This window comes from Ensifer oleiphilus (genome assembly GCF_013371465.1).
GTDB classification, from domain to species: domain Bacteria; phylum Pseudomonadota; class Alphaproteobacteria; order Rhizobiales; family Rhizobiaceae; genus Ensifer; species Ensifer oleiphilus.
This window is the reverse complement of record NZ_JABWDU010000004.1, coordinates 1-19,547: the sequence shown is the minus strand read 5'-3', so window position 1 is coordinate 19,547 and position 19,547 is coordinate 1. Positions and strand designations below refer to the sequence as shown.

Sequence of the window (19,547 nt, the reverse complement as noted above, 5' to 3'; positions counted from 1 at the left end):
TTTCCGCTCGCCAATCACTGAGTTCTTCGCGAAAGATTTGCGATCTCGAGCACGACAGAATCTGGCTCGACAATGCTTGGGTGTTTTACCAGATCAAAGTCGTAGCGGCCAACGGCTTTGTCGATCTCGCGCTGGTAATCCCGCCCTTTATGGAAGTAAGCGACTGTTTTGCCGCCTTCGGCCATCATCCAGGGCGACGAATAGTCAAGCAACAGGCTGAGGTCAGCCAGCGCACGCGCCGAAATCGCATCACATTTCGGCGCAACGGAACTCGCGTCTTCGATTCGAATCGGATGAACGGACCCGCGCGCACCGGTTTCCATCAGCGCGACACGCAAGAATGCAGCCTTCTTGTTGTTGCTCTCGATCAGATGCACCCAGCCGTCGGAAAAATCGGAAAGATAGATGGCCGTAATGACACCAGGAAATCCGCCACCGCTGCCAAGGTCGACCCAGGTCTTCGGACCCGGCGACAGCTGCACCAGCTGAAGGCTATCGACGATGTGGCGACGCCATAGGTCATCGAGGGTCGAGGGGGCAATGAGATTGATCGACTTCGCCCACTTCTGGAACAGCATAGCGAAGTGCTCAAGACGTTCATGCGTTTCACGTGAAACACGCAGTCCGTTCAAGCCAACGAAAGGACTCGTTTTCATTGCGCACTTACCTTCTCGTCTCGTCCCGCTGAGCGGTTCATTCGTTTCAACCAAGCCAAGATCAACGAGGCCGCGGCGGGGGTCATTCCGTCGACCTTGAGCGCTTGTGCCAGGTTTCGTGGCGCGTGCAACGTCAGCTTCTGCTTCAGTTCATTCGACAGGCCAGCGAGGGATGCAAAGTCAAAATCCGCAGGAATGACCATCGTCTCCTCGCGACGGATCCCAGCAATGTCCGATGTCTGGCGATCCATGTAGACGGCGTAGGCTGCATCGATTTCGAGTGGTTCGACCACCGCACGCGGAATGTCCTTCAGCTCGGGCCACAGCGGCATGAGCGCATCGATTGTCTGGTCCGGGTAGGACAGGATCTCAAACGCGGTTCGCCGCTGGCCATCCTGGTTCAGCTTGAGCCCGTGGCGGTTTCCTTCGGCGGGCGTGACGGACAATTGCTTGAGCAACGCTCGTCCGCTGTCAAACTGTGTTTTCCATTCTTCAAAGCGTTCCCGTCGCGCTTCAGAGACACAACCGATCTCGATCGCCTTGGGCGTCAGGCGCATGTCCGCATTGTCGGCCCGCAGTGACAAGCGGTATTCGGCTCGCGACGTAAACATCCGATAGGGCTCGGTGATGCCTCGCGAGGTCAGGTCGTCGACCATCACACCGATGTAGGAATCGGTACGACTGAATAAGACCGCCTCGCGTCCCATCGCGGCTTTTGCGGCATTCAGGCCAGCGACCAGACCTTGAGCGCCAGCCTCCTCATAGCCGGTGGTGCCATTGATCTGGCCTGCGAGGAACAGACCCGGCATCTTGCGCACCGCCAGTGTCGCATCCAGTTCACGTGGATCGACATGGTCATATTCGATCGCGTAACCCGGTTGCAGGATCGACACATCCTCGAGACCAGGGATTGTCCGGATGAACGCATCCTGGACATCCGCCGGCAAAGACGTTGAAATACCATTTGGGTAGACCGTGTCGTCATCCAGGCCTTCCGGCTCAAGGAAGATCTGATGGCCGTCTCGTTCGCCGAAGCGAACGATCTTGTCTTCGATCGAAGGACAATAGCGCGGACCGACCCCTTCAATCTGCCCGGAATACATCGCCGACTTGCCGATGTTATCGGCGATAATCTTGTGTGTCGCGTCTGTCGTGCGCGTGACGCCACAATCGATCTGCCGGTTGGTGATCCGATCGGTCATGAAGGAGAAGGGCACCGGATCCTCATCCGGACCCTGCCGGCCGACACGATCCCAATCGATTGTCTTGCCGTCCAAGCGCGCCGGGGTCCCGGTCTTCAGTCGTCCCAAGCGAAGACCAAAGCGCGCTAGGGTGGCGGAGAGACCAAGGGATGGCTCTTCACCGACACGGCCAGCCGGTATCTTTTGATCGCCAATATGGATCAGCCCTTTCAGAAAGGTGCCTGTTGTCAGCACCACGCCGGTGGCGCTGAAGGACCGACCGTCCTTCATGACGACGCCGGCAATCTGTCCGTTCTGCTCTATGAGATCGAAGGCGTCACCCTCGATCACGCTCAGGTTTTCCGTAACCGCAATCTCGCGCTGCATGGCTTCGCGATAGAGTTTGCGGTCGGCCTGGGTGCGAGGGCCGCGAACGGCAGGACCCTTGCGTCGATTGAGCAGGCGAAACTGGATACCGGCAGCATCTGCCATCCGCCCCATGAGACCGTCAAGCGCATCGATCTCACGCACGAGATGCCCCTTGCCAAGTCCACCGATCGCGGGATTGCAGGACATCACGCCGATCGTCGATGCCTTGTGTGTGATCAGAGCGGTTCGTGCTCCAAGACGCGCGGAAGCGGCTGCAGCCTCGCAGCCGGCGTGACCACCACCAATGACGATGACGTCAAAATGGACCATTGTTGCACTCTCCGATCAAACGCATTCCGGCTTCGAATCGTTTCACGTGAAACACGTCGCATGACTCGCTAGCGTTGCATTGTTTTAGTCAGGCGTCATTTACCGATACAGAATTCGGAAAATATCACATCCAACAGGTTTTCAACATCCACTCGGCCAGTGATGCGGCCGATCGCATCCCCGGCGACGCGGAGCAGCTCCGCACGTATGTCCAGTCCGTGCTGGTCGAGTGTCAGGCTGTCCGATAGCGCGATACTGGCTTGGCGCAGGGCATCCACATGCCTGCGCCGTGAGGGGATGGAAAGCGCCGTTACACCAGATAAATCAGGGAGATAACTGGCAATAGCATGCAAGAGATGGTCCATTCCCGCGCCAGTCCTGGTCGAAATCGCGACATCGGCGCCGACATCGCTATCGATGTCTTCCCTGTCAGACTTCGTTGCAACCTTCAATACTGGAATCTCGGCCAGATTGAGTTCCTGCAGAGTATCAAAGCCCATCTTCGTTTCCGACAGGAGAAGAACGAGGTCGGCCCGCGAGATCACGTCGCGGGCACGGCGAATGCCCTCGCGCTCAACCGTCTCGTCAGTCTCGCGCAGGCCGGCAGTGTCGAACAACTTGACAGAGAATCCGGCTAAGGAAAGATCGACCGAAAGCACGTCGCGCGTGGTCCCGGCAATTTCGGTGACGATGGCGATATCCCGTTTTGCCAGTGCATTGAGCAAACTGGATTTGCCCGCATTGGGTTCGCCGGCAATAACGATCTTCAGGCCGTCGCGAATAATCTCGCCGATAGGCGCCTGGGCGATATGGGCGTCGATCTCATCGCGCAGCAGTTCCATGTCGTTCCAGATCCGTTCACTGACCGAGCCCGGGACATCTTCCTCGTCAGCGAAATCGAGCTCCGCTTCGATCATCGCCCGCGCGTGGATCAAGCGCTTCGCCCAACCGTCATAGACCTTCGACTGGCCACCCTCGGAATGCTCCAGCGCCAAACGACGCTGCATTTCCGTCTCGGCAACGATGAGGTCCGACAAGCCCTCGATTTCGACGAGATCCATCTTCCCGTTCTGGAAGGCACGCCGTGAAAACTCTCCAGCCTCCGCGTGACGCAAGCCATGGAAGCCGGACAATTCGTGCAACAGCATTTGGACGACGGCACGGCTGCCATGGACCTGCAGTTCGGCGCAATCTTCGCCGGTAAAGGAGGCAGGGCCGCTGAAGTAGATGACCAGGCCGCTGTCGATCGTCAAACCGTTGCGGGCCCGAATCGGTTTCAATGACGCAACGCGCGGCGCCGGAACTGCGCCACACAAGGACTCGACGACTTCTATCGTCCGTGTTCCACTGATGCGGATGACCGCCACGCCTGCCGGCAACGCCCCACTGGAAAGCGCATAGATCGTATCCACGGATGGCATTGTTTTCACCTGGGCCCAAATGAGACTGATCGCTCTGTGCACGCCCGGCCCCGGAAATGGTTCAGGCGTGTTCTTCTGACCCTCTTTGTCGGTAGCGGGATGAGACGCGACAGTCGCGTTCCCCGAAAGCGCAGAGGTTAAGAGCGGTTGCGAGCTTATGCCGAATAGTCATGGAAAGATCAAGTCTGAGGCCGCTCGGCGATTGTGTTTCACGTGAATCACCAAACACAGCCAGATGGCCTCGAGACGAGCCGCTCAAAATCGTTGCGATGGCGAATCAAAAATCGCGTTCTGACCGGCCGTCGTCGAGCGAATCCGGCTAATGAAATAGTCGGTAGAAACGAAAAAACCGGGCAAGCTGATTGCCCGGTCTTGATTGTCATGAGGTAGCCTGACCGTATCAGGTGTTCATCGAGTCGAAGAAGTCGCCGTTGTTTTTCGTCTGCTTCAGCTTGTCGATGAGGAACTCGATAGCGTCGGTCGTTCCCATCGGAGCCAGAATCCGGCGAAGAACGAAGATCTTCTGCAGATCCTGGCGCGGAACCAGCAGGTCTTCCTTACGCGTCCCGGACTTGAGAATGTCCATGGCCGGGAAGATGCGCTTGTCAGCGACCTTCCGGTCGAGCACGATTTCCGAGTTGCCGGTGCCCTTGAACTCTTCGAAGATGACTTCGTCCATGCGGCTGCCGGTGTCGATCAGCGCGGTCGCGATGATCGTCAGCGATCCGCCTTCCTCGATGTTACGGGCGGCACCGAAGAAGCGCTTCGGACGCTGCAGGGCGTTGGCGTCGACACCACCCGTCAGGACCTTGCCCGATGACGGAACGACGGTGTTGTAGGCGCGGCCGAGGCGGGTGATGCTATCGAGCAGGATGACGACGTCACGGCCGTGCTCGACCAGGCGCTTCGCCTTCTCGATCACCATTTCGGCAACCTGAACGTGGCGCGTCGCCGGCTCGTCGAAGGTGGAGGAGACAACTTCGCCCTTAACCGAGCGCTGCATGTCGGTCACTTCTTCCGGGCGCTCGTCGATCAAGAGAACGATCAGATAACATTCAGGGTGATTGGCGGTGATCGAGTGGGCGATGTTCTGCAGGAGAACCGTCTTACCGGTGCGCGGAGGAGCGACGATCAGACCGCGCTGGCCCTTTCCGAGCGGGGCGACCAGGTCGATGACCCGGGCAGACAGATCCTTCGACGTCGGGATCTCGAGTTCCATCTTGAAACGCTCGTTCGGATAGAGCGGCGTCAGGTTGTCGAAGTGAACCTTGTGACGGATCTTTTCCGGATCGTCGAAATTGATCGTGTTGACCTTGAGCAGTGCGAAGTAGCGTTCGCCTTCCTTCGGTCCGCGGATCGGTCCCTCGACCGTGTCGCCGGTCTTCAGCGAGAAGCGGCGGATCTGCGAAGGCGAGATGTAGATATCATCAGGACCGGGCAGGTAGTTGGCATTGGCAGAACGCAGAAAGCCGAAACCGTCCTGCAGAACCTCGACGACGCCTTCACCGATGATCTCGATATCCTGAGCCGCGAGCATCTTGAGGATGGCGAACATCAGCTCCTGCTTGCGCATGGTGCTGGCGTTTTCCACCTCGAGCTCTTCGGCAAATGCCAGAAGATCGGTCGGCGTCTTGTTCTTAAGTTCTTGTAGCTTCATTTCAGCCATGAAGGATCCATGTTTCGTACGGGAATGGGAAGACGGCGTGTTTTCTGAAGGGAGCTGCGGCAGGGGGCAGGCTCTGGTCTTTGTCACAAGCCATGAAGAGGAGATGGCAGAAAATAGCGATTCACGTGAAACGCCGCAAGGGGTTGTCGAAAATTAGCGACAACTCTTACAATTAGCAATCGATAAAATTCAAAACGGCTTCACCACGACCATGATGACGATCAGGATCATCAGCAGCGTCGGGGCCTCGTTCATCAAGCGCCAATACCGTGCAGTGCGACGATTCTCATCCCTCTGGAAGGTCCGCACCGCCCGGCTGAAGCCCACATGGACCACGGTCAGCATCACCACGAACAGGAGTTTGGCGTGAAGCCAGCCGCCCTGAAAACCATAGACGCTCCAGGCGAGGTAGAGCCCGAGCACCCAGGAAATCATCATCGCTGGGTTCATGATGACCTTCAGCAGACGCTGTTCCATCATCTTGAACGTCTCGGACTGTTCCGATCCAGGCGCTGCGTCAGTGTGGTAGATGAACAGCCGCGGCATGTAGAGCAGCGCTGCCATCCACGACATCACCGCAATCACGTGCAGCGCCTTGATCCAGAGGTAGAGGCTCTCCGGCTGCCAGACGAAAAGCCCGACGAGCAGCGCGGTAAAACCGCCAAGCGCGATCATCGCCCTCAGCCGCGCCCTGTTTCCGGGAGCGCTATCCGTCTGGCGTTCGCTCATCAGGGTTCCCCGCGAACCCGCGACACAAGGGCCGAGACGTTTTCCGGATCAGCCTGCGGCGTAATCCCGTGTCCAAGGTTGAAAATCAGCGGCCCATTGCCGAGCGCATCGAGAATACGATCGATCCCCTGATCCAGCGCAGCGCCGCCGGAAACGACCCGCATCGGATCGAGATTGCCCTGCACCGGTCCGTCCTTCTGCAAATCGACAGCGAAGGACAAGGGGACGGTCCAATCGAGGCCGATGGCGTCGGCACCCGTTTTCTGGCGATACTGCTTCAGGAGAAGCCCTGCGCCCTTGGCAAAGGCGATTATCTTCGCCTGTGGACGTCGTGCTCTCACCGACGCAATCATTCGGGCGACGGGCTTGACCGCAAAACGCTCGAATTCCTCCTCGCCGAGAACCCCGGCCCAGGAATCGAAAATCTGCACCGCGTCGGCGCCGGCATCGATCTGTTCGACCAGATAGTCGGCGGACACCTCGGCGAGGAACGTCAAAAGCCGTTGGAAGGCTTCCGGGTTCCGATAGGCGAACAGCCGGGCAGGGGCCTGGTCGGGCGTTCCATGACCGGCGATCATGTATGTCGCGACCGTCCAGGGGGCACCGCAGAAACCGAGCAGCGTCGTTTCCCGCGGGAGTTCGGCGCGCAAACGGGACACCGTTTCGAACACCGGTTTCAGATAATTGGAGATACCGTCAGCCTTCAGAGCCCTGATGCCGTCGACATCGATCGGATCCATCTTCGGTCCGTGACCCTCTTCAAAGCGAACATTCCGCTTCAGGGCATCTGGGATCACGAGGATATCGGAAAAGAGAATGGCTGCATCAAAAGCATAACGTCGGATCGGCTGCAGCGTCACTTCGACGGCCAGATCCGGCGTATAACAGAGATCGAGGAAGCTTCCCGCAACCGCGCGCGTTGCCCGATATTCCGGAAGGTAGCGACCGGCCTGGCGCATGAGCCAGATGGGAGGGGGACTGACTGTCTTCCCGTCCAAAACCTCCAGAACTTTCCTTCGTGTCTCGGCCACGGATGGTCTCTCCCAATATATAAACAAAGGTATTTAGACTCTTTCTATTTCTTAGAGTCGGTGGGTATCAAGGATTAAAAGATGACCACACGTCATCCACGGCGACCCGATCGGAGAGAGCCGGGCGGGAGCCAGTACCGCACAGCCGCCCGCATCTCGTGGATAAGTACAAAAAGCCGATGGGAATCAGGCGATTGCTGCGTTCGAAAAAGTGCGCATACCTGTGGACAACGAACGGAAACACGTGACACTTTGTCATCGCCATGAGTCTTGTCCACAAGCTCCGCGAAGCTTTCTTCCGCGCTGGACCAATTGTGAATAAGTCAGAGGTTTTCCCGTCGCCGGAGCCGACGGCGCGTCATCGGCGGTTCTTATCCCGGTTTATCAACAGCACCCGGAGAATAGCGTGGAGAACAAGAAAAACTACTTCCACCTGCATCTGATCTCCGATTCGACAGGGGAGACGTTGATCGCCGCGGGGCGCGCGGCCGCCGCGCAATTCCAGGCGTCGCATGCGCTCGAACACGTCTATCCGCTGATCAGAAATCGCCGACAGCTGCTGCAGGTTCTCGACGCCATCGATGGAGCCCCCGGCATTGTGCTCTACACGATCGTCGATCGCGAGCTGGCCGGCATCATTGACCAGCGCTGCCGTGAGATGGGCGTGCCGTGCGTGTCGGTGCTCGATCCGATCATCGAACTGTTCCAGTCCTATCTCGGCTCGCCGTCGCGGCGCCGTTCCGGCGCGCAGCATGTGATGGACGCCGATTACTTCGCGCGGATCGACGCTTTGAATTTCACCATGGATCATGACGACGGTCAGCTGCCGGCCGACTTCGATGACGCCGATGTGGTCCTGATCGGCATCAGCCGCACCTCGAAGACACCGACATCGATCTATCTGGCCAACCGCGGCATCAAGACGGCCAACATTCCGATCGTTCCGGGCGTGCCGCTTCCCGATCGACTGTTGGCGGCCACCAAGCCTTTGGTCGTCGGCCTGATCGCGACCGCCGATCGCATTTCGCAGGTTCGTCAACATCGGGTGCTGGGCACCACGCAGGGCTTTCACGGCGATCAATATACGGATCGGGCCGCCATCGCCGAAGAGCTGAAATATGCTCGCGCGCTCTGCGCGCGCAACAACTGGCCGCTGATCGACGTGACCCGACGCTCGATCGAGGAAACCGCCGCTGCCATTGTTGCCCTGCGTCCGCGGCTGCGATAGAGCGAATCCGAACAATTCGGGAACTTCGATGATGACACCTTCACTCGTCCTGGCTTCGGCAAGCCCGTTCCGTCGCGCGCTTCTGGAAAATGCAGGGTTGGTTTTTGCCGCACGCGCTGCCGAGATTGACGAGCGCGCGCTTGAAAAGCCACTCGAGGAAGCGGGTTCTGCACCTGAAGAGGTGGCGATGCGTCTCGCCGAAGCCAAGGCGAGAGATGTCGCCGGGCATTTCCCCGGAGCATTGGTGATCGGCTCCGACCAGACCATGTCTCTGGGCCAAAGGGTCTACCACAAGCCGAAGGACATGGCGGAAGCCGGACAACATCTCCTGTCGCTTTCGGGCAAGACCCATCGCCTGAACAGTGCGGTCGTCCTCATCCGCGACGACGCGGTTCTCTGGCGCCACGTCTCGTCAGCACAGATGTCTGTGCGCGCGCTGACGCCGGAATTCGTCGATCGCCATCTGCAGCGTGTCGGCATCAAGGCCTTGTCCAGCGTCGGCGCCTATCAATTGGAGGGCGAGGGCATCCAGTTGTTCGAAAAGATCGACGGCGACTACTTCACCATCCTCGGTCTTCCGATGCTGCCGCTGCTCGCAAAACTCCGGGAATTGGGAACGATCGATGCGTGATTCACGTGAAACATTTGTTAACCACGCCTTCGTCACCGGTTACCCGGTCAAGCATTCGAGGTCGCCGCTGATCCATGGTTATTGGCTGAAACAGCTCGGGATCGAGGGCAGCTATCGCGCACATGAAGTGAAGCCGGAAGATTTTTCCGCCTTCATCGCGGAGTTGAAACAAGGCACGTCAGGCTTTTGCGGCGGCAACGTCACCATTCCGCACAAGGAAGTTGCCCATCGCCTGGCTGACCGCCCCGATGATCTCTGTCTGGAACTCGGCGCTGCCAACACGCTGTGGATCGAAGCCGGCCAAGTTCACGCGACCAATACCGATGGCCGCGGGTTCGTCGCCAATCTCGACGAGCGCGCTGATCGTTGGGACCACTGTTCGACCGCGGTGGTGCTCGGCGCCGGCGGCGCCAGCCGCGCCGTCATCCAGGCCGTGCGCGACCGGGGCGTCAAGACGATCCATGTCGTCAACCGTACGGTGGCAAGGGCGAAAGAGCTGTCCGACCGTTTTGGATCGACCGTGCACGCCCATCCAATGGAGGCATTGGGCGAAGTGATGAGGGGCGCCGGCCTCTTCATCAACACAACATCGCTCGGCATGGACGGACAGGAAGCGCCGCAGATCGATTTCACCGTCATGGCGAGCGATGCCGTGGTCACCGATATCGTCTATGTGCCGTTGAAGACGCCTTTGCTTCGCCAGGCCGAGCAACAGGGCTTTGCCATCGTCGATGGGCTTGGCATGTTGCTGCACCAGGCAGTGCCCGGCTTCGAACTCTGGTTCGGCCGCCGGCCTGTCGTCGACGCCAACCTTCGCCAACTCGTCATCGATGACATGGGGTCGCACGCATGATGATCGTCGGCCTGACCGGATCGATCGCCATGGGCAAGTCGACGACGGCGCAGATGTTTCGCGAGTTCGGGGTGCCGGTCAACGACGCCGATGAAGTGGTGCATGCGCTCTATCGTGATGAGGCCGTTGCTCCTGTCGAGGCAGCTTTTCCGGGAACAGTGAAGGATGGGGCGATCGATAGGGCCGAGCTGTCACGTCAGCTCCTGGCAACACCGGAAAGGCTGCGCGAGCTCGAAAGCATCGTGCACCCACTTGTTCGTCAGAAGGAACGCGAGTTCCTTGACAGGAATGCCGCGGCCAATGTCCCCTTTGTCGTGCTCGATATTCCCCTGTTGTTTGAGACGGGGGCCGAGGCGCGTGTCGATCGGGTGGTCGTGGTCAGCTGCGCACCCGACCTTCAAAGAGAGCGGGCGATGAAACGTCCAGGGATGACCGAAGAGAAATTTGCCATGATCCTGGCGCGTCAGGTGCCGGACAGCCAGAAGCGCGAACGCGCCGATTACATCGTCGATACCAGCCACAGCTTCGACAACACACGCCAACAGGTGAGGGCAGTCGTCGACGATCTCACCAAAAATGGAGCGCTCGATGCGTGAGATCATCTTCGATACGGAAACGACCGGCCTCGACAACCGCGAGGACAGGGTGATCGAAATCGGGGGCGTCGAGCTGGAAAACCAGTTTCCGACCGGCCGCACGCTGCACATCTTCATCAATCCCGGCAATCGCAAGGTTCATCCGGATGCGCTTGCCATTCACGGCATCACGGACGAGTTCCTGAAGGACAAGCCGCCTTTTGCCGATGTGGCCCAGCAGATCATCGACTTCTTTGGTGATGCCCGCTGGGTGGCGCACAATGCGACCTTCGACATGGGCTTCATCAATGCCGAATTCGGCCGCATCGGGCTTCCCGCCATTGCCGGCGACCGGGTGACGGATACGCTGGCACTTGCCCGGCGCAAAAACCCGATGGGCCCGAACTCGCTCGATGCGCTCTGCCGGCGTTACGGTATCGACAATTCCCATCGCGCCAAGCACGGCGCGCTTCTCGACTCAGAGCTTCTTGCGGAAGTTTATATCGAGATGCTCGGCGGTCGCCAGGCGGCCCTCGGCCTGGTGTCGAGCAACAAGGTGGTGGGACAAACCGTCGAGCACGACGATGCGCCGATCGCCATCGCGCAACGCCCGCGGCCATTGCCCAACCGTCTGTCGCAGGCCGATGAAGCGGCGCATGCCGCGCTGGTCGCCAAGATGGGGGCCAAGGCGATCTGGGCCAAATACGACCCGCCGAAATGAAAAAAGCCCGGTTTTTCCGGGCTTTTTCCTGATGACGATCCAGACTGAAGAGAGATCAGTTGGCGGTCTCATTGGCGTTTGCCACCTGCGAGCGGACCTTTTCTTCGGCCATGCGCTGGGCGAACATCTGAGCGAAATCGATCGGGTCGATCATCAGCGGCGGGAAGCCGCCGTTGCGGGTCGCGTCGGCAACGATCTGGCGCGCGAACGGGAACAGCAGACGCGGGCACTCGATGAAGAGCAGCGGCAGCATGTGTTCCTGCGGGAAGCCGGCAACACGGAAAACGCCGCCGTAGGAAAGCTCGACGTTGAACAGGACGCGCTCGCCATCCTTGGCTTCCGCGTTCAGCGAAAGCACGACGTCGAAATCGTTCTCGGCAAGCGGGTTGGCGTTGACGTTGACGTTGATGTTGATCGACGGTGCGTTGTCGCGGGCCTGCAGCGAACGCGGTGCGCCCGGGTTCTCGAAAGAGAGATCCTTGACATACTGGGCGAGGATGTTGAGCGACGGGCTCTGCTGCGCGCTGCCGTTGCCGTTGGATGCGGTATCAGTCGTCATAAGGGTTTCCTCGACTTCAATTCGGTGAGGCCATCTAGCATTTCGTCATAGGGCTTACAACCCTGCGCCACAGGCCTTTGCTATTGCTGCCGGCGCTCTTCGGAGGGGTTGGTTTCGTCGTCGTCGGCCCTTGAGAACTCGCCCTCGCCAAGGTCGATGACGCGTGGTTGGCTGCGCTCCTGCGGCGCATGGCTCGGCCCGCGCCACGACTGGCTCGAAGCGGCGGTCACGACAGTCATTCTTGACCGGAGATAGCCGGCGATCGCCTGCCGGACTGGTGGCACGAACAGAAGTAGACCGAAGATGTCGCTGATGAAGCCCGGCACCATGAGCAAAAGTGCCGCGACGAACATCAAGGCGCCGCTGATGACCTCGCGTCCGGGATCGCTGCCGGTGCGCGTTGCTTCCTGAACACGCCTGATCACGGCAAAGCCCTGAAAGCGAAGCAGAATGACCCCGGCAATCGCGCTCAACAGGACGAGCAAAAGCGTCATGGCGAGACCGATCTCGCGGCCGACGATGACGAAGCCGGCAATCTCGGCAAGGGGCAGTCCAAGAATGACCAGGGGAATGAAAATTGAGCGCATTATCGGTGCCTGAAAGGGTCTTCGCATCGTCACCTCCGATCTAAGGGTGCGACAACGCAGTTTGAATGATCTATCCTTGCGGACTATATGGAATGGCTACGAGAAATTCTAACAGCGGTTTCAGGTGGAAATGGGCTCTTTCGACTTCATCACGTTTTTTTTCTTGATCGCCGCAGTGGTCATTTTCCTGCAGTTGCGCAGCGTTCTCGGTCGCCGGACCGGCAGCGAGCGGCCACCGTTTGATCCCTATTCTCCGCGGGACATGAGCCAAGGGCCGGAAAAGGCCGACAATGGCAAGGTCGTCCAACTGCCGCGCCGCGACAATGTCGAGGATGATTCGGCGCGCTACGCAGCGATCGACGCCTTCGCCAAGGCGGGAACGCCGCTCAACGATCAGCTCCGTTCGCTGACTGACGCCGACAATGGCTTCGACCCGAAAGAGTTCGTCAACGGCGCGAAGATGGCCTACGAGATGATCGTCATGGCTTTTGCCGACGGCGACCGCAAGACGCTGAAAAACCTTCTGTCGCGCGAGGTCTATGAAGGCTTCGACGCCGCGATTGCCGAGCGCGAGCGCAAGGGCGAAGTGGTGAAATCCACCTTCGTCGGCATCGAGAAGGCCGACATCGTCCACGCCGAAGTCAGGGACAGTGAAGAAAACATCACGATCCGGATCGTCAGCCAGCTGATCTCGGCGACCTACGACAAGCAAGGCGCCATCATCGATGGCGACGCGGAGTCGGTGGCCGAAGTCAACGATCTCTGGACCTTCTCGCGCGACATTCGCTCGCGGGACCCGAACTGGAAGCTGATCGCGACCGAATCCGAAAACTGATCGGAAGGGGCGACCATGACGCTTCGACTTGAGCCTGTCACCTTCTCCGATGTACCGGGGTGGCAGGACGACGATCCGACTGCGGTGATTGAAGCGCTACGCCGCTGTCATCACCATGTCTCCACGGCAAAGCCGTATCGCACTGGTTCGCTTGGCATTTCCGTCGATGATTTGATGCCGGCATTTTCGGCTGCGAGCGTGAACGTAGCCGATGCTGCTTCGGCGCGTGCATTTTTCGAGCAACAGTTCGTCGCCTTCAGGATCCGGCCTGAAACGGGCAAGACCGGTTTCGTGACCGCGTTCTACGAGCCCGAGATCGAGGTGCAGGCGACACCTGACGATGTCTTCCGATACCCGATCTACCGCCGTCCGATTGATCTCGTCGATATCGACGATACCAACCGGCCCACGGACATGGATCCCTATTTCGCCTTCGGTCGCCTGCATGATGGAGTGGTCGGCGAGTATCCCGATCGCCCCGCGATCGAGCAGGGTTTTCTGGCGGGACGCGGTCTGGAAATCGCCTATGCCAGATCCAAGGTCGATGTGTTTTTCGTGCATGTTCAGGGAGCGGCCCGGCTCGTCTATCCCGACGGTTCGCGCCGGCGCATTACCTATGCCGCCAAGACCGGCCATTATTTTTCCCCCATCGGCAAGCTGCTGATCGATCGCGGCGAGATCGATGCCGCCACCGTTTCAATGATGAGCATCCGCGGTTGGCTGGCTGCCCATCCGGATCAGGTCGACGAGGTGCTTTGGCACAATCGCTCCTTCATCTTCTTCCGCGAGGCTGATGTGCATGACGAGCGGCTGGGACCGGTCGCTGCCGCCAAGGTTTCGCTGGAACCGGGGCGCTCGCTTGCCGTGGATCGGCTGATCCATACATTCGGAGTACCGTTCTTCATCTCCAGTGACAGCCTGACGCGTCTTGATGCCGGGCAGCCGTTCAGGCACCTGATGCTGGCGCTCGACACCGGATCGGCGATCGTCGGCCCGGCTCGCGGCGACATCTTCACCGGATCGGGCGACGCGGCAGGCGAGCTTGCGGGTGCCGTTCGCAACGACGCCGATTTTTACATCTTCATTCCCCGTGCGGCTGCGGCAAGATACGGCAATGGCTAGGGGCAAGAAGCTTTCAGCCGAAGAGCGGATACTGTGGGGAAAGGTCGCACGCACGACCAGGCCCATGCCCGGCCGCCTCGACGATCTCCGGGAGTTTCTCGGTGAGGATGCGCCTGTCTCGCCCAAGGACGAACTGCCAAAGCCGCAAGTCGCAGCCCCCGCTGGCGCTGCCGAAGAACAGCAGGGAATTGCTCTCAGCAACACTCCGAATGGCCGACACCACTACCCGTTGGAGAAACCGGTCAAGCGCAAGCTGTCGAAGGGGCATCTGGCGCTCGAAGCGCGGATCGATCTGCATGGCATGATCCAGAGCCAGGCCCATGGCTTCCTCCTGCATTTTCTTCTGAGAGCCCATGAGCGCGGGCTGCGCCATGTTCTTGTTATCACCGGCAAGGGAACGTCGATCGGCAGCGATGGCGCCTTGAAACGCGCCGTTCCGCTCTGGTTCTCGCTGCCGGAGTTCCGTTCGTTGATCTCGAGCTACGAGCCGGCTGCGCGCAACCATGGTGGCGATGGCGCTCTTTATGTCCGCCTGGCACGCAAAGGGAGCGCGACGTGACCCCCTTCGGCGCGGCGGTGCGAGATTTGCGGCGCAAGAAGGGCGTGTCGCAGAAACAGATGGCCGCGGCGATTGGCGTGTCGGCCGCCTATCTCTCAGCGCTCGAGCATGGAAAACGCGGCGCTCCGAGCTTCGATTTCCTGCAAAGGGTGGCGGGCTATTTCAACGTCATCTGGGACGAGGCGGAGGAACTGTTCCAGATCGCCCATGTCTCCGCCCCGAAGGTGGTGCTGGATACGTCGGGACTGGCGCCCGAATATACCGCCTTTGCCAACCGCTTGAGCGGACAAATCCGCGATTTGTCCGTCGACACGATACGCGCCCTGGAAGATGTTTTGGAAAAAGCCACATTTCCTGCTAATGACAGGGGATGAACAGCTGTTTTCCGGCCGCTCCGCGCGGTCCGGGATTTGGAACCGTGGACAAATTTTCTATAGTCCGCGAGGCGTCCGAGACGTGATTCGCAACGAATCACCACGTCCGAAGAACCTGGAAAGACCCGAAGCCGAATGACCGATATTCCTGAAACCGATACCGGCGCCGCCGCCGAATATGGTGCCGACTCCATCAAGGTGTTGAAGGGCCTGGATGCCGTGCGCAAGCGGCCGGGCATGTATATCGGTGACACCGACGACGGCTCCGGTCTGCACCACATGGTCTATGAGGTGGTCGACAACGCGATCGACGAGGCGCTGGCGGGACACGCCGATATCGTCACGGTGACGCTCAATGCGGATGGCTCGGTGACGGTCACCGACAACGGCCGCGGCATCCCGACCGACATCCACAAGGAAGAGGGCGTCTCGGCGGCTGAGGTCATCATGACGCAGCTCCACGCCGGCGGTAAGTTCGACCAGAACTCCTACAAGGTTTCCGGCGGCCTGCACGGCGTCGGTGTTTCCGTGGTCAACGCCCTGTCCGTCATGCTGCGGCTGAAGATCCGCCGCGCGGGCAAGATCCACGAGATGAGCTTTACCCATGGTGTCGCAGACGCTCCGCTGAAGGTGATCGGCGACGCCGGCAGCGATACGGGCACCGAGGTGACGTTCCTGCCGAGCACGGAAACCTTTACCAAGACGGACTTCGACTACGGCACGCTTGAACACCGCCTGCGCGAACTCGCCTTCCTCAATTCCGGCGTGCGCATCGTCTTGACCGACAAGCGCCATTCGGACGTGCGCCAGGACGAGATGATGTACGACGGCGGCCTCGAGGCCTTCGTCGCCTATCTCGACCGCGCCAAGAAGCCGCTGGTGCAGAAGCCGGTTTCGATCCGCGGCGAAAAGGACGGCATCACCGTCGAAGTCGCTATGTGGTGGAACGACAGCTATCACGAGAATGTGCTCTGCTTCACCAACAACATTCCGCAGCGCGACGGCGGCACGCATATGGCCGGCTTTCGTGGCGCGCTGACCCGGCAGATCACCTCCTATGGCGAAACATCCGGCATCACCAAGAAGGAAAAGGTGACGCTGACCGGCGATGACTGCCGCGAAGGCTTGACCGCCGTTCTCTCGGTCAAGGTACCGGATCCGAAATTCTCGTCGCAGACCAAGGACAAGCTGGTTTCCTCGGAAGTCCGTCCTGTTGTCGAAAGCCTCGTCAACGAAGCCTTGAGCACCTGGCTGGAGGAACATCCTTCCGACGCCAAGATCCTGGTCGGCAAGGTCGTCGAAGCGGCCGCCGCACGCGAGGCAGCGCGCAAGGCACGCGAACTGACACGTCGCAAGGGCGCACTCGACATTTCCTCGCTGCCGGGCAAGCTGGCCGACTGCTCCGAACGCGATCCGGCAAAGTCCGAAGTCTTCCTGGTGGAGGGCGATTCGGCAGGTGGCTCGGCCAAGCAGGGACGCTCGCGCGAAAACCAGGCGATCCTGCCGCTGCGCGGCAAGATCCTCAACGTCGAACGCGCGCGCTTCGACAAGATGCTTTCGAGCCAGGAAATCGGCACGCTGATCACCGCGCTCGGCACATCGATCGGCAAGGACGAGTTCAACGCCGACAAGCTGCGCTATCACAAGATCATCATCATGACGGACGCTGACGTCGATGGCGCCCATATCCGCACCCTGCTGCTCACCTTCTTCTTCCGGCAGATGCCGGAGTTGATCGAACGCGGTCATCTCTATATCGCCCAGCCGCCGCTCTATAAGGTGACGCGCGGCAAGTCGGCGCAATACCTGAAGAATGAGCAGGCACTGGAAGACTACCTGATCTCCATGGGTCTCGAAGAAGCGACGCTCCAGCTTGCGTCAGGTGAAGTTCGCGCCGGCCAGGACCTGCGCGAAGTCATCAACGATGCGCTTCGCGTGCGCAACCTGATGGATGGTCTTCACTCGCGCTACAATCGCTCCATTGTCGAGCAGGCGGCAATTGCCGGCGCCTTGAACGTCGAACTGAACGGTCAGCGTGAACAATACGCGCAGGTCGCGATCGAAGTGGCTCGCAGGCTCGACGTCATCGCCGAAGAGACCGAACGCGGCTGGATCGGAGCGGTTACGGCCGAAGGCGGCCTCAAGCTCGAGCGTATGGTTCGCGGCGTCAAGGAAGTTGCCGTCCTCGACATGGCTCTGATCGGCTCGTCCGATGCCCGTCACATTGATCAGCTGACGTCGAGGCTCAAGGAAATCTACTCCGCGCCCCCTGTGCTTCGCCGCCGAGATGGCGCACAGGACATCAGCGGCCCGCGCGCGCTTCTGGATGCGATCTTCGCGGCAGGCCGCAAGGGGCTTTCGATGCAGCGCTACAAGGGGCTGGGCGAAATGAATGCCGAGCAGCTTTGGGAAACGACGCTCGATCCGAACGTGCGCTCGCTGCTGCAGGTCCGGGTGAACGATGCGACCGACGCCGATGGACTGTTCTCGCGTCTGATGGGCGACGAGGTCGAGCCGCGCCGCGACTTTATCCAGGAAAACGCACTGAACGTGGCCAACCTCGACATCTGATCGAGACACGATCTTCGATATCTTGAGACCCCGGTGCCGCAAGGCACCGGGGTCTTTTTTGTCTATTCCGCCTTGAAGCGGCCTTCGAAGGCGAGTTCCGCAAGCGGTTTGCGCTGGCTCGGCTTCTCCCGTTCGCGCAGATCGTCCGGCAGCGTCGAGGGGTCGGCAAGCCGGCCGATGGCCACCGCGGCTTCGACCCGATGGTGCTCGGGGACGCCGAGGGTGATCATTGCCTTGTCACGATCGATGCCGGCCATCGCGTGTGCGTGCCAGCCGGAAACGGTCGTCTGCAGCGCAAGGCTGAACCATGCGGCGCCGGTGTCGAAGGCATGGGTGTAGGCGGCCCGCATTTCGCCTGTGGCCGCCTGGGTGTGGGTCTTGGAGATGACGATCACCAGCGCGGCGGCATGCTTGGCCCAGCGCTGGTTGCTCTCGTTCAAGATATCCAGCAGGCGCGCGAAATGCTCCGTCCCGCGGCGGGCATAGACGAATCGCCAGGGCTGGTTGTTGCTCGCAGACGGCGCCCAGCGGGCGGCTTCGAGCAGTGAGAGCAAGTCTTTCTCGCTGATTTCTTCCTGGGTCAACGCACGTGGCGACCAGCGTTTCAGGAACATGGTGTCGATCGGGTGGTCGGCGGTTCTATGGTTGCTTTCCGTCATGAACATACCTCTTTTATCGTGTCGGGAATCCCGTGGGAGGAGCGCTGCCATTGACGACGACCGGGCGGCAAAGCGAGGCGGTTGGCGAGATTCGCGGCCGACGCTACATGGGTTCATGCGCCGATGAAACCGGCTTTGCGCCGGCACCGTTGATCGTTTTTCCGGCTCGATCCGCTACTTGATAACGGAATATGCAGAAACGGTGTTTCGGGTGATTGTCGAGTTTGATAAAAAAGTTGTATAAGTTCTGTAGATTTTTCGGAGAGAGGACGTGCGATGACTTTTAAGGACCCGTCACTGTTTCGCCAGGCTGCCCTGATTGGTGGCGAATGGATCGAAGCGGATGCCGCCAATGCGATCGATGTAACCAACCCGGCGACGGGCGAACTTGTCGGGCGCGTGCCGAAGCTTGGAGGCAAAGAGACGAAGGCTGCGATCGAAGCGGCGCGTCTGGCGCAGAAGGGCTGGGCTGCTCGCACCGCCAAGGACCGCGCCGGCGTGCTTCGCCGCTGGTTCGAGTTGATGATCGAGAACAAGGACGATCTCGGCCGCATCCTCACGCTTGAACAGGGCAAGCCGCTCGCCGAGGCGACCGGCGAAATCGTCTATGGCGCCAGCTTCGTCGAGTGGTTCGCCGAAGAGGGGCGCCGCATCTATGGCGATCTGATCCCCGGCCACCAGCCGGACAAGCGCATCATGGTAATGAAGCAGCCGATCGGCGTCGTCGCCGCGATCACGCCCTGGAACTTTCCCAATGCGATGATCACCCGCAAGGCGGGTCCGGCCTTTGCCGCCGGCTGCGCCATGGTGCTGAAGCCAGCGGCACAGACGCCGTTCTCGGCCATTGCGATCGCCATTCTTGCCGAACGTGCCGGCCTGCCGAAGGGGCT

At 60.0% G+C, this 19,547-nt stretch carries 20 protein-coding genes; 11 read left to right on the top strand and 9 right to left on the bottom strand.

Annotated features, from left to right (window positions below; genetic code table 11):
* Window positions 1-14: 14 nt before the first annotated feature.
* From rsmG to hemE, 6 genes are all read right to left on the bottom strand, one after another.
* Window positions 15-656: a 16S rRNA (guanine(527)-N(7))-methyltransferase RsmG gene (rsmG, locus tag HT585_RS17775; protein WP_176354247.1), complete on the bottom strand. Its 642-nt coding sequence runs from the start codon at window positions 654-656 to the stop codon at window positions 15-17.
* Window positions 653-2,536: a tRNA uridine-5-carboxymethylaminomethyl(34) synthesis enzyme MnmG gene (gene mnmG / locus HT585_RS17770; protein ID WP_176354246.1), complete on the bottom strand. Its 1,884-nt coding sequence runs from the start codon at window positions 2,534-2,536 to the stop codon at window positions 653-655. The genes rsmG and mnmG overlap by 4 nt, the downstream gene beginning before the upstream one ends.
* Before the next feature lie 95 nt (window positions 2,537-2,631).
* Window positions 2,632-3,957: a tRNA uridine-5-carboxymethylaminomethyl(34) synthesis GTPase MnmE gene (gene mnmE, locus HT585_RS17765; protein WP_176354245.1), complete on the bottom strand. Its 1,326-nt coding sequence runs from the start codon at window positions 3,955-3,957 to the stop codon at window positions 2,632-2,634.
* Window positions 3,958-4,357: 400 nt separating this feature from the next.
* The gene (rho, locus tag HT585_RS17760; RefSeq protein ID WP_115418875.1) at window positions 4,358-5,623 is read right to left on the bottom strand and encodes a transcription termination factor Rho; all 1,266 of its coding nucleotides are present in this window, start codon (window positions 5,621-5,623) and stop codon (window positions 4,358-4,360) included.
* Between the two features lie 189 nt (window positions 5,624-5,812).
* Complete coding sequence (gene hemJ, locus HT585_RS17755; RefSeq protein ID WP_176354521.1) at window positions 5,813-6,355, bottom strand: protoporphyrinogen oxidase HemJ; 543 nt, start codon at window positions 6,353-6,355, stop codon at window positions 5,813-5,815.
* Entirely contained in the window at window positions 6,352-7,383 is a 1,032-nt protein-coding gene (gene hemE / locus HT585_RS17750; RefSeq protein WP_176354244.1) for a uroporphyrinogen decarboxylase, read from the bottom strand. Before hemE ends, hemJ begins: the two co-directional genes overlap by 4 nt.
* Window positions 7,384-7,789: 406 nt before the next feature.
* Between hemE and HT585_RS17745 the strand changes: the two genes are divergently transcribed.
* From HT585_RS17745 to dnaQ, 5 genes are read left to right on the top strand one after another with little or no spacing between them, the layout of a single operon-like run.
* A complete protein-coding gene (locus tag HT585_RS17745; RefSeq protein WP_176354243.1) occupies window positions 7,790-8,611 on the top strand; it encodes a pyruvate, phosphate dikinase/phosphoenolpyruvate synthase regulator in 822 nt (273 codons plus the stop codon).
* Window positions 8,612-8,642: 31 nt separating this feature from the next.
* The gene (locus HT585_RS17740) at window positions 8,643-9,242 is read left to right on the top strand and encodes a Maf-like protein (RefSeq protein ID WP_176354520.1); all 600 of its coding nucleotides are present in this window, start codon (window positions 8,643-8,645) and stop codon (window positions 9,240-9,242) included.
* Window positions 9,235-10,095: a shikimate dehydrogenase gene (locus HT585_RS17735; protein WP_176354242.1), complete on the top strand. Its 861-nt coding sequence runs from the start codon at window positions 9,235-9,237 to the stop codon at window positions 10,093-10,095. Before HT585_RS17740 ends, HT585_RS17735 begins: the two co-directional genes overlap by 8 nt.
* The gene (gene coaE / locus HT585_RS17730; protein WP_176354241.1) at window positions 10,092-10,691 is read left to right on the top strand and encodes a dephospho-CoA kinase; all 600 of its coding nucleotides are present in this window, start codon (window positions 10,092-10,094) and stop codon (window positions 10,689-10,691) included. The genes HT585_RS17735 and coaE overlap by 4 nt, the downstream gene beginning before the upstream one ends.
* Entirely contained in the window at window positions 10,684-11,391 is a 708-nt protein-coding gene (gene dnaQ / locus HT585_RS17725) for a DNA polymerase III subunit epsilon (protein ID WP_176354240.1), read from the top strand. Before coaE ends, dnaQ begins: the two co-directional genes overlap by 8 nt.
* A gap of 55 nt (window positions 11,392-11,446) precedes the next feature.
* Here the strand turns inward: dnaQ and secB are convergent, their stop codons facing one another.
* Both secB and HT585_RS17715 read right to left on the bottom strand, forming a co-directional pair.
* On the bottom strand, window positions 11,447-11,950 hold the full coding sequence (secB, locus tag HT585_RS17720; protein WP_077504718.1) for a protein-export chaperone SecB: 504 nt from the start codon (window positions 11,948-11,950) through the stop codon (window positions 11,447-11,449).
* Window positions 11,951-12,030: 80 nt separating this feature from the next.
* The gene (locus tag HT585_RS17715) at window positions 12,031-12,537 is read right to left on the bottom strand and encodes an FxsA family protein (RefSeq protein WP_176354239.1); all 507 of its coding nucleotides are present in this window, start codon (window positions 12,535-12,537) and stop codon (window positions 12,031-12,033) included.
* A 130-nt stretch (window positions 12,538-12,667) separates the two neighbouring features.
* On the opposite strand from HT585_RS17715, the gene HT585_RS17710 reads away from it, so the two are divergent.
* The 5 genes from HT585_RS17710 to gyrB all read left to right on the top strand — a co-directional run bounded on the left by HT585_RS17710 (window position 12,668) and on the right by gyrB (window position 17,998).
* Window positions 12,668-13,372, top strand: coding sequence for a Tim44/TimA family putative adaptor protein (locus HT585_RS17710; RefSeq protein WP_176354238.1), 705 nt, complete (start codon window positions 12,668-12,670; stop codon window positions 13,370-13,372).
* Between the two features lie 15 nt (window positions 13,373-13,387).
* Window positions 13,388-14,494 carry a murein transglycosylase A gene (gene mltA, locus HT585_RS17705; protein WP_176354237.1) on the top strand — a complete coding sequence of 369 codons (1,107 nt, stop codon included), beginning with the start codon at window positions 13,388-13,390 and terminating at the stop codon, window positions 14,492-14,494.
* Window positions 14,487-15,053, top strand: a complete 567-nt coding sequence (locus HT585_RS17700) for a Smr/MutS family protein (protein ID WP_176354236.1) — start codon at window positions 14,487-14,489, stop codon at window positions 15,051-15,053. The genes mltA and HT585_RS17700 overlap by 8 nt, the downstream gene beginning before the upstream one ends.
* On the top strand, window positions 15,050-15,427 hold the full coding sequence (locus tag HT585_RS17695; protein ID WP_077504713.1) for a helix-turn-helix domain-containing protein: 378 nt from the start codon (window positions 15,050-15,052) through the stop codon (window positions 15,425-15,427). The genes HT585_RS17700 and HT585_RS17695 overlap by 4 nt, the downstream gene beginning before the upstream one ends.
* A gap of 135 nt (window positions 15,428-15,562) precedes the next feature.
* Window positions 15,563-17,998 (top strand): DNA topoisomerase (ATP-hydrolyzing) subunit B, encoded by a 2,436-nt coding sequence (gene gyrB / locus HT585_RS17690; RefSeq protein WP_176354235.1) that lies wholly within the window; start codon window positions 15,563-15,565, stop codon window positions 17,996-17,998.
* A gap of 62 nt (window positions 17,999-18,060) precedes the next feature.
* Here the strand turns inward: gyrB and HT585_RS17685 are convergent, their stop codons facing one another.
* Window positions 18,061-18,657 carry a nitroreductase family protein gene (locus tag HT585_RS17685; protein WP_176354234.1) on the bottom strand — a complete coding sequence of 199 codons (597 nt, stop codon included), beginning with the start codon at window positions 18,655-18,657 and terminating at the stop codon, window positions 18,061-18,063.
* A gap of 276 nt (window positions 18,658-18,933) precedes the next feature.
* Here HT585_RS17685 and HT585_RS17680 point away from each other — a divergent pair.
* A partial coding sequence (locus HT585_RS17680; protein WP_176354233.1) for an aldehyde dehydrogenase family protein occupies window positions 18,934-19,547 on the top strand: 614 nt, incomplete at its 3' end.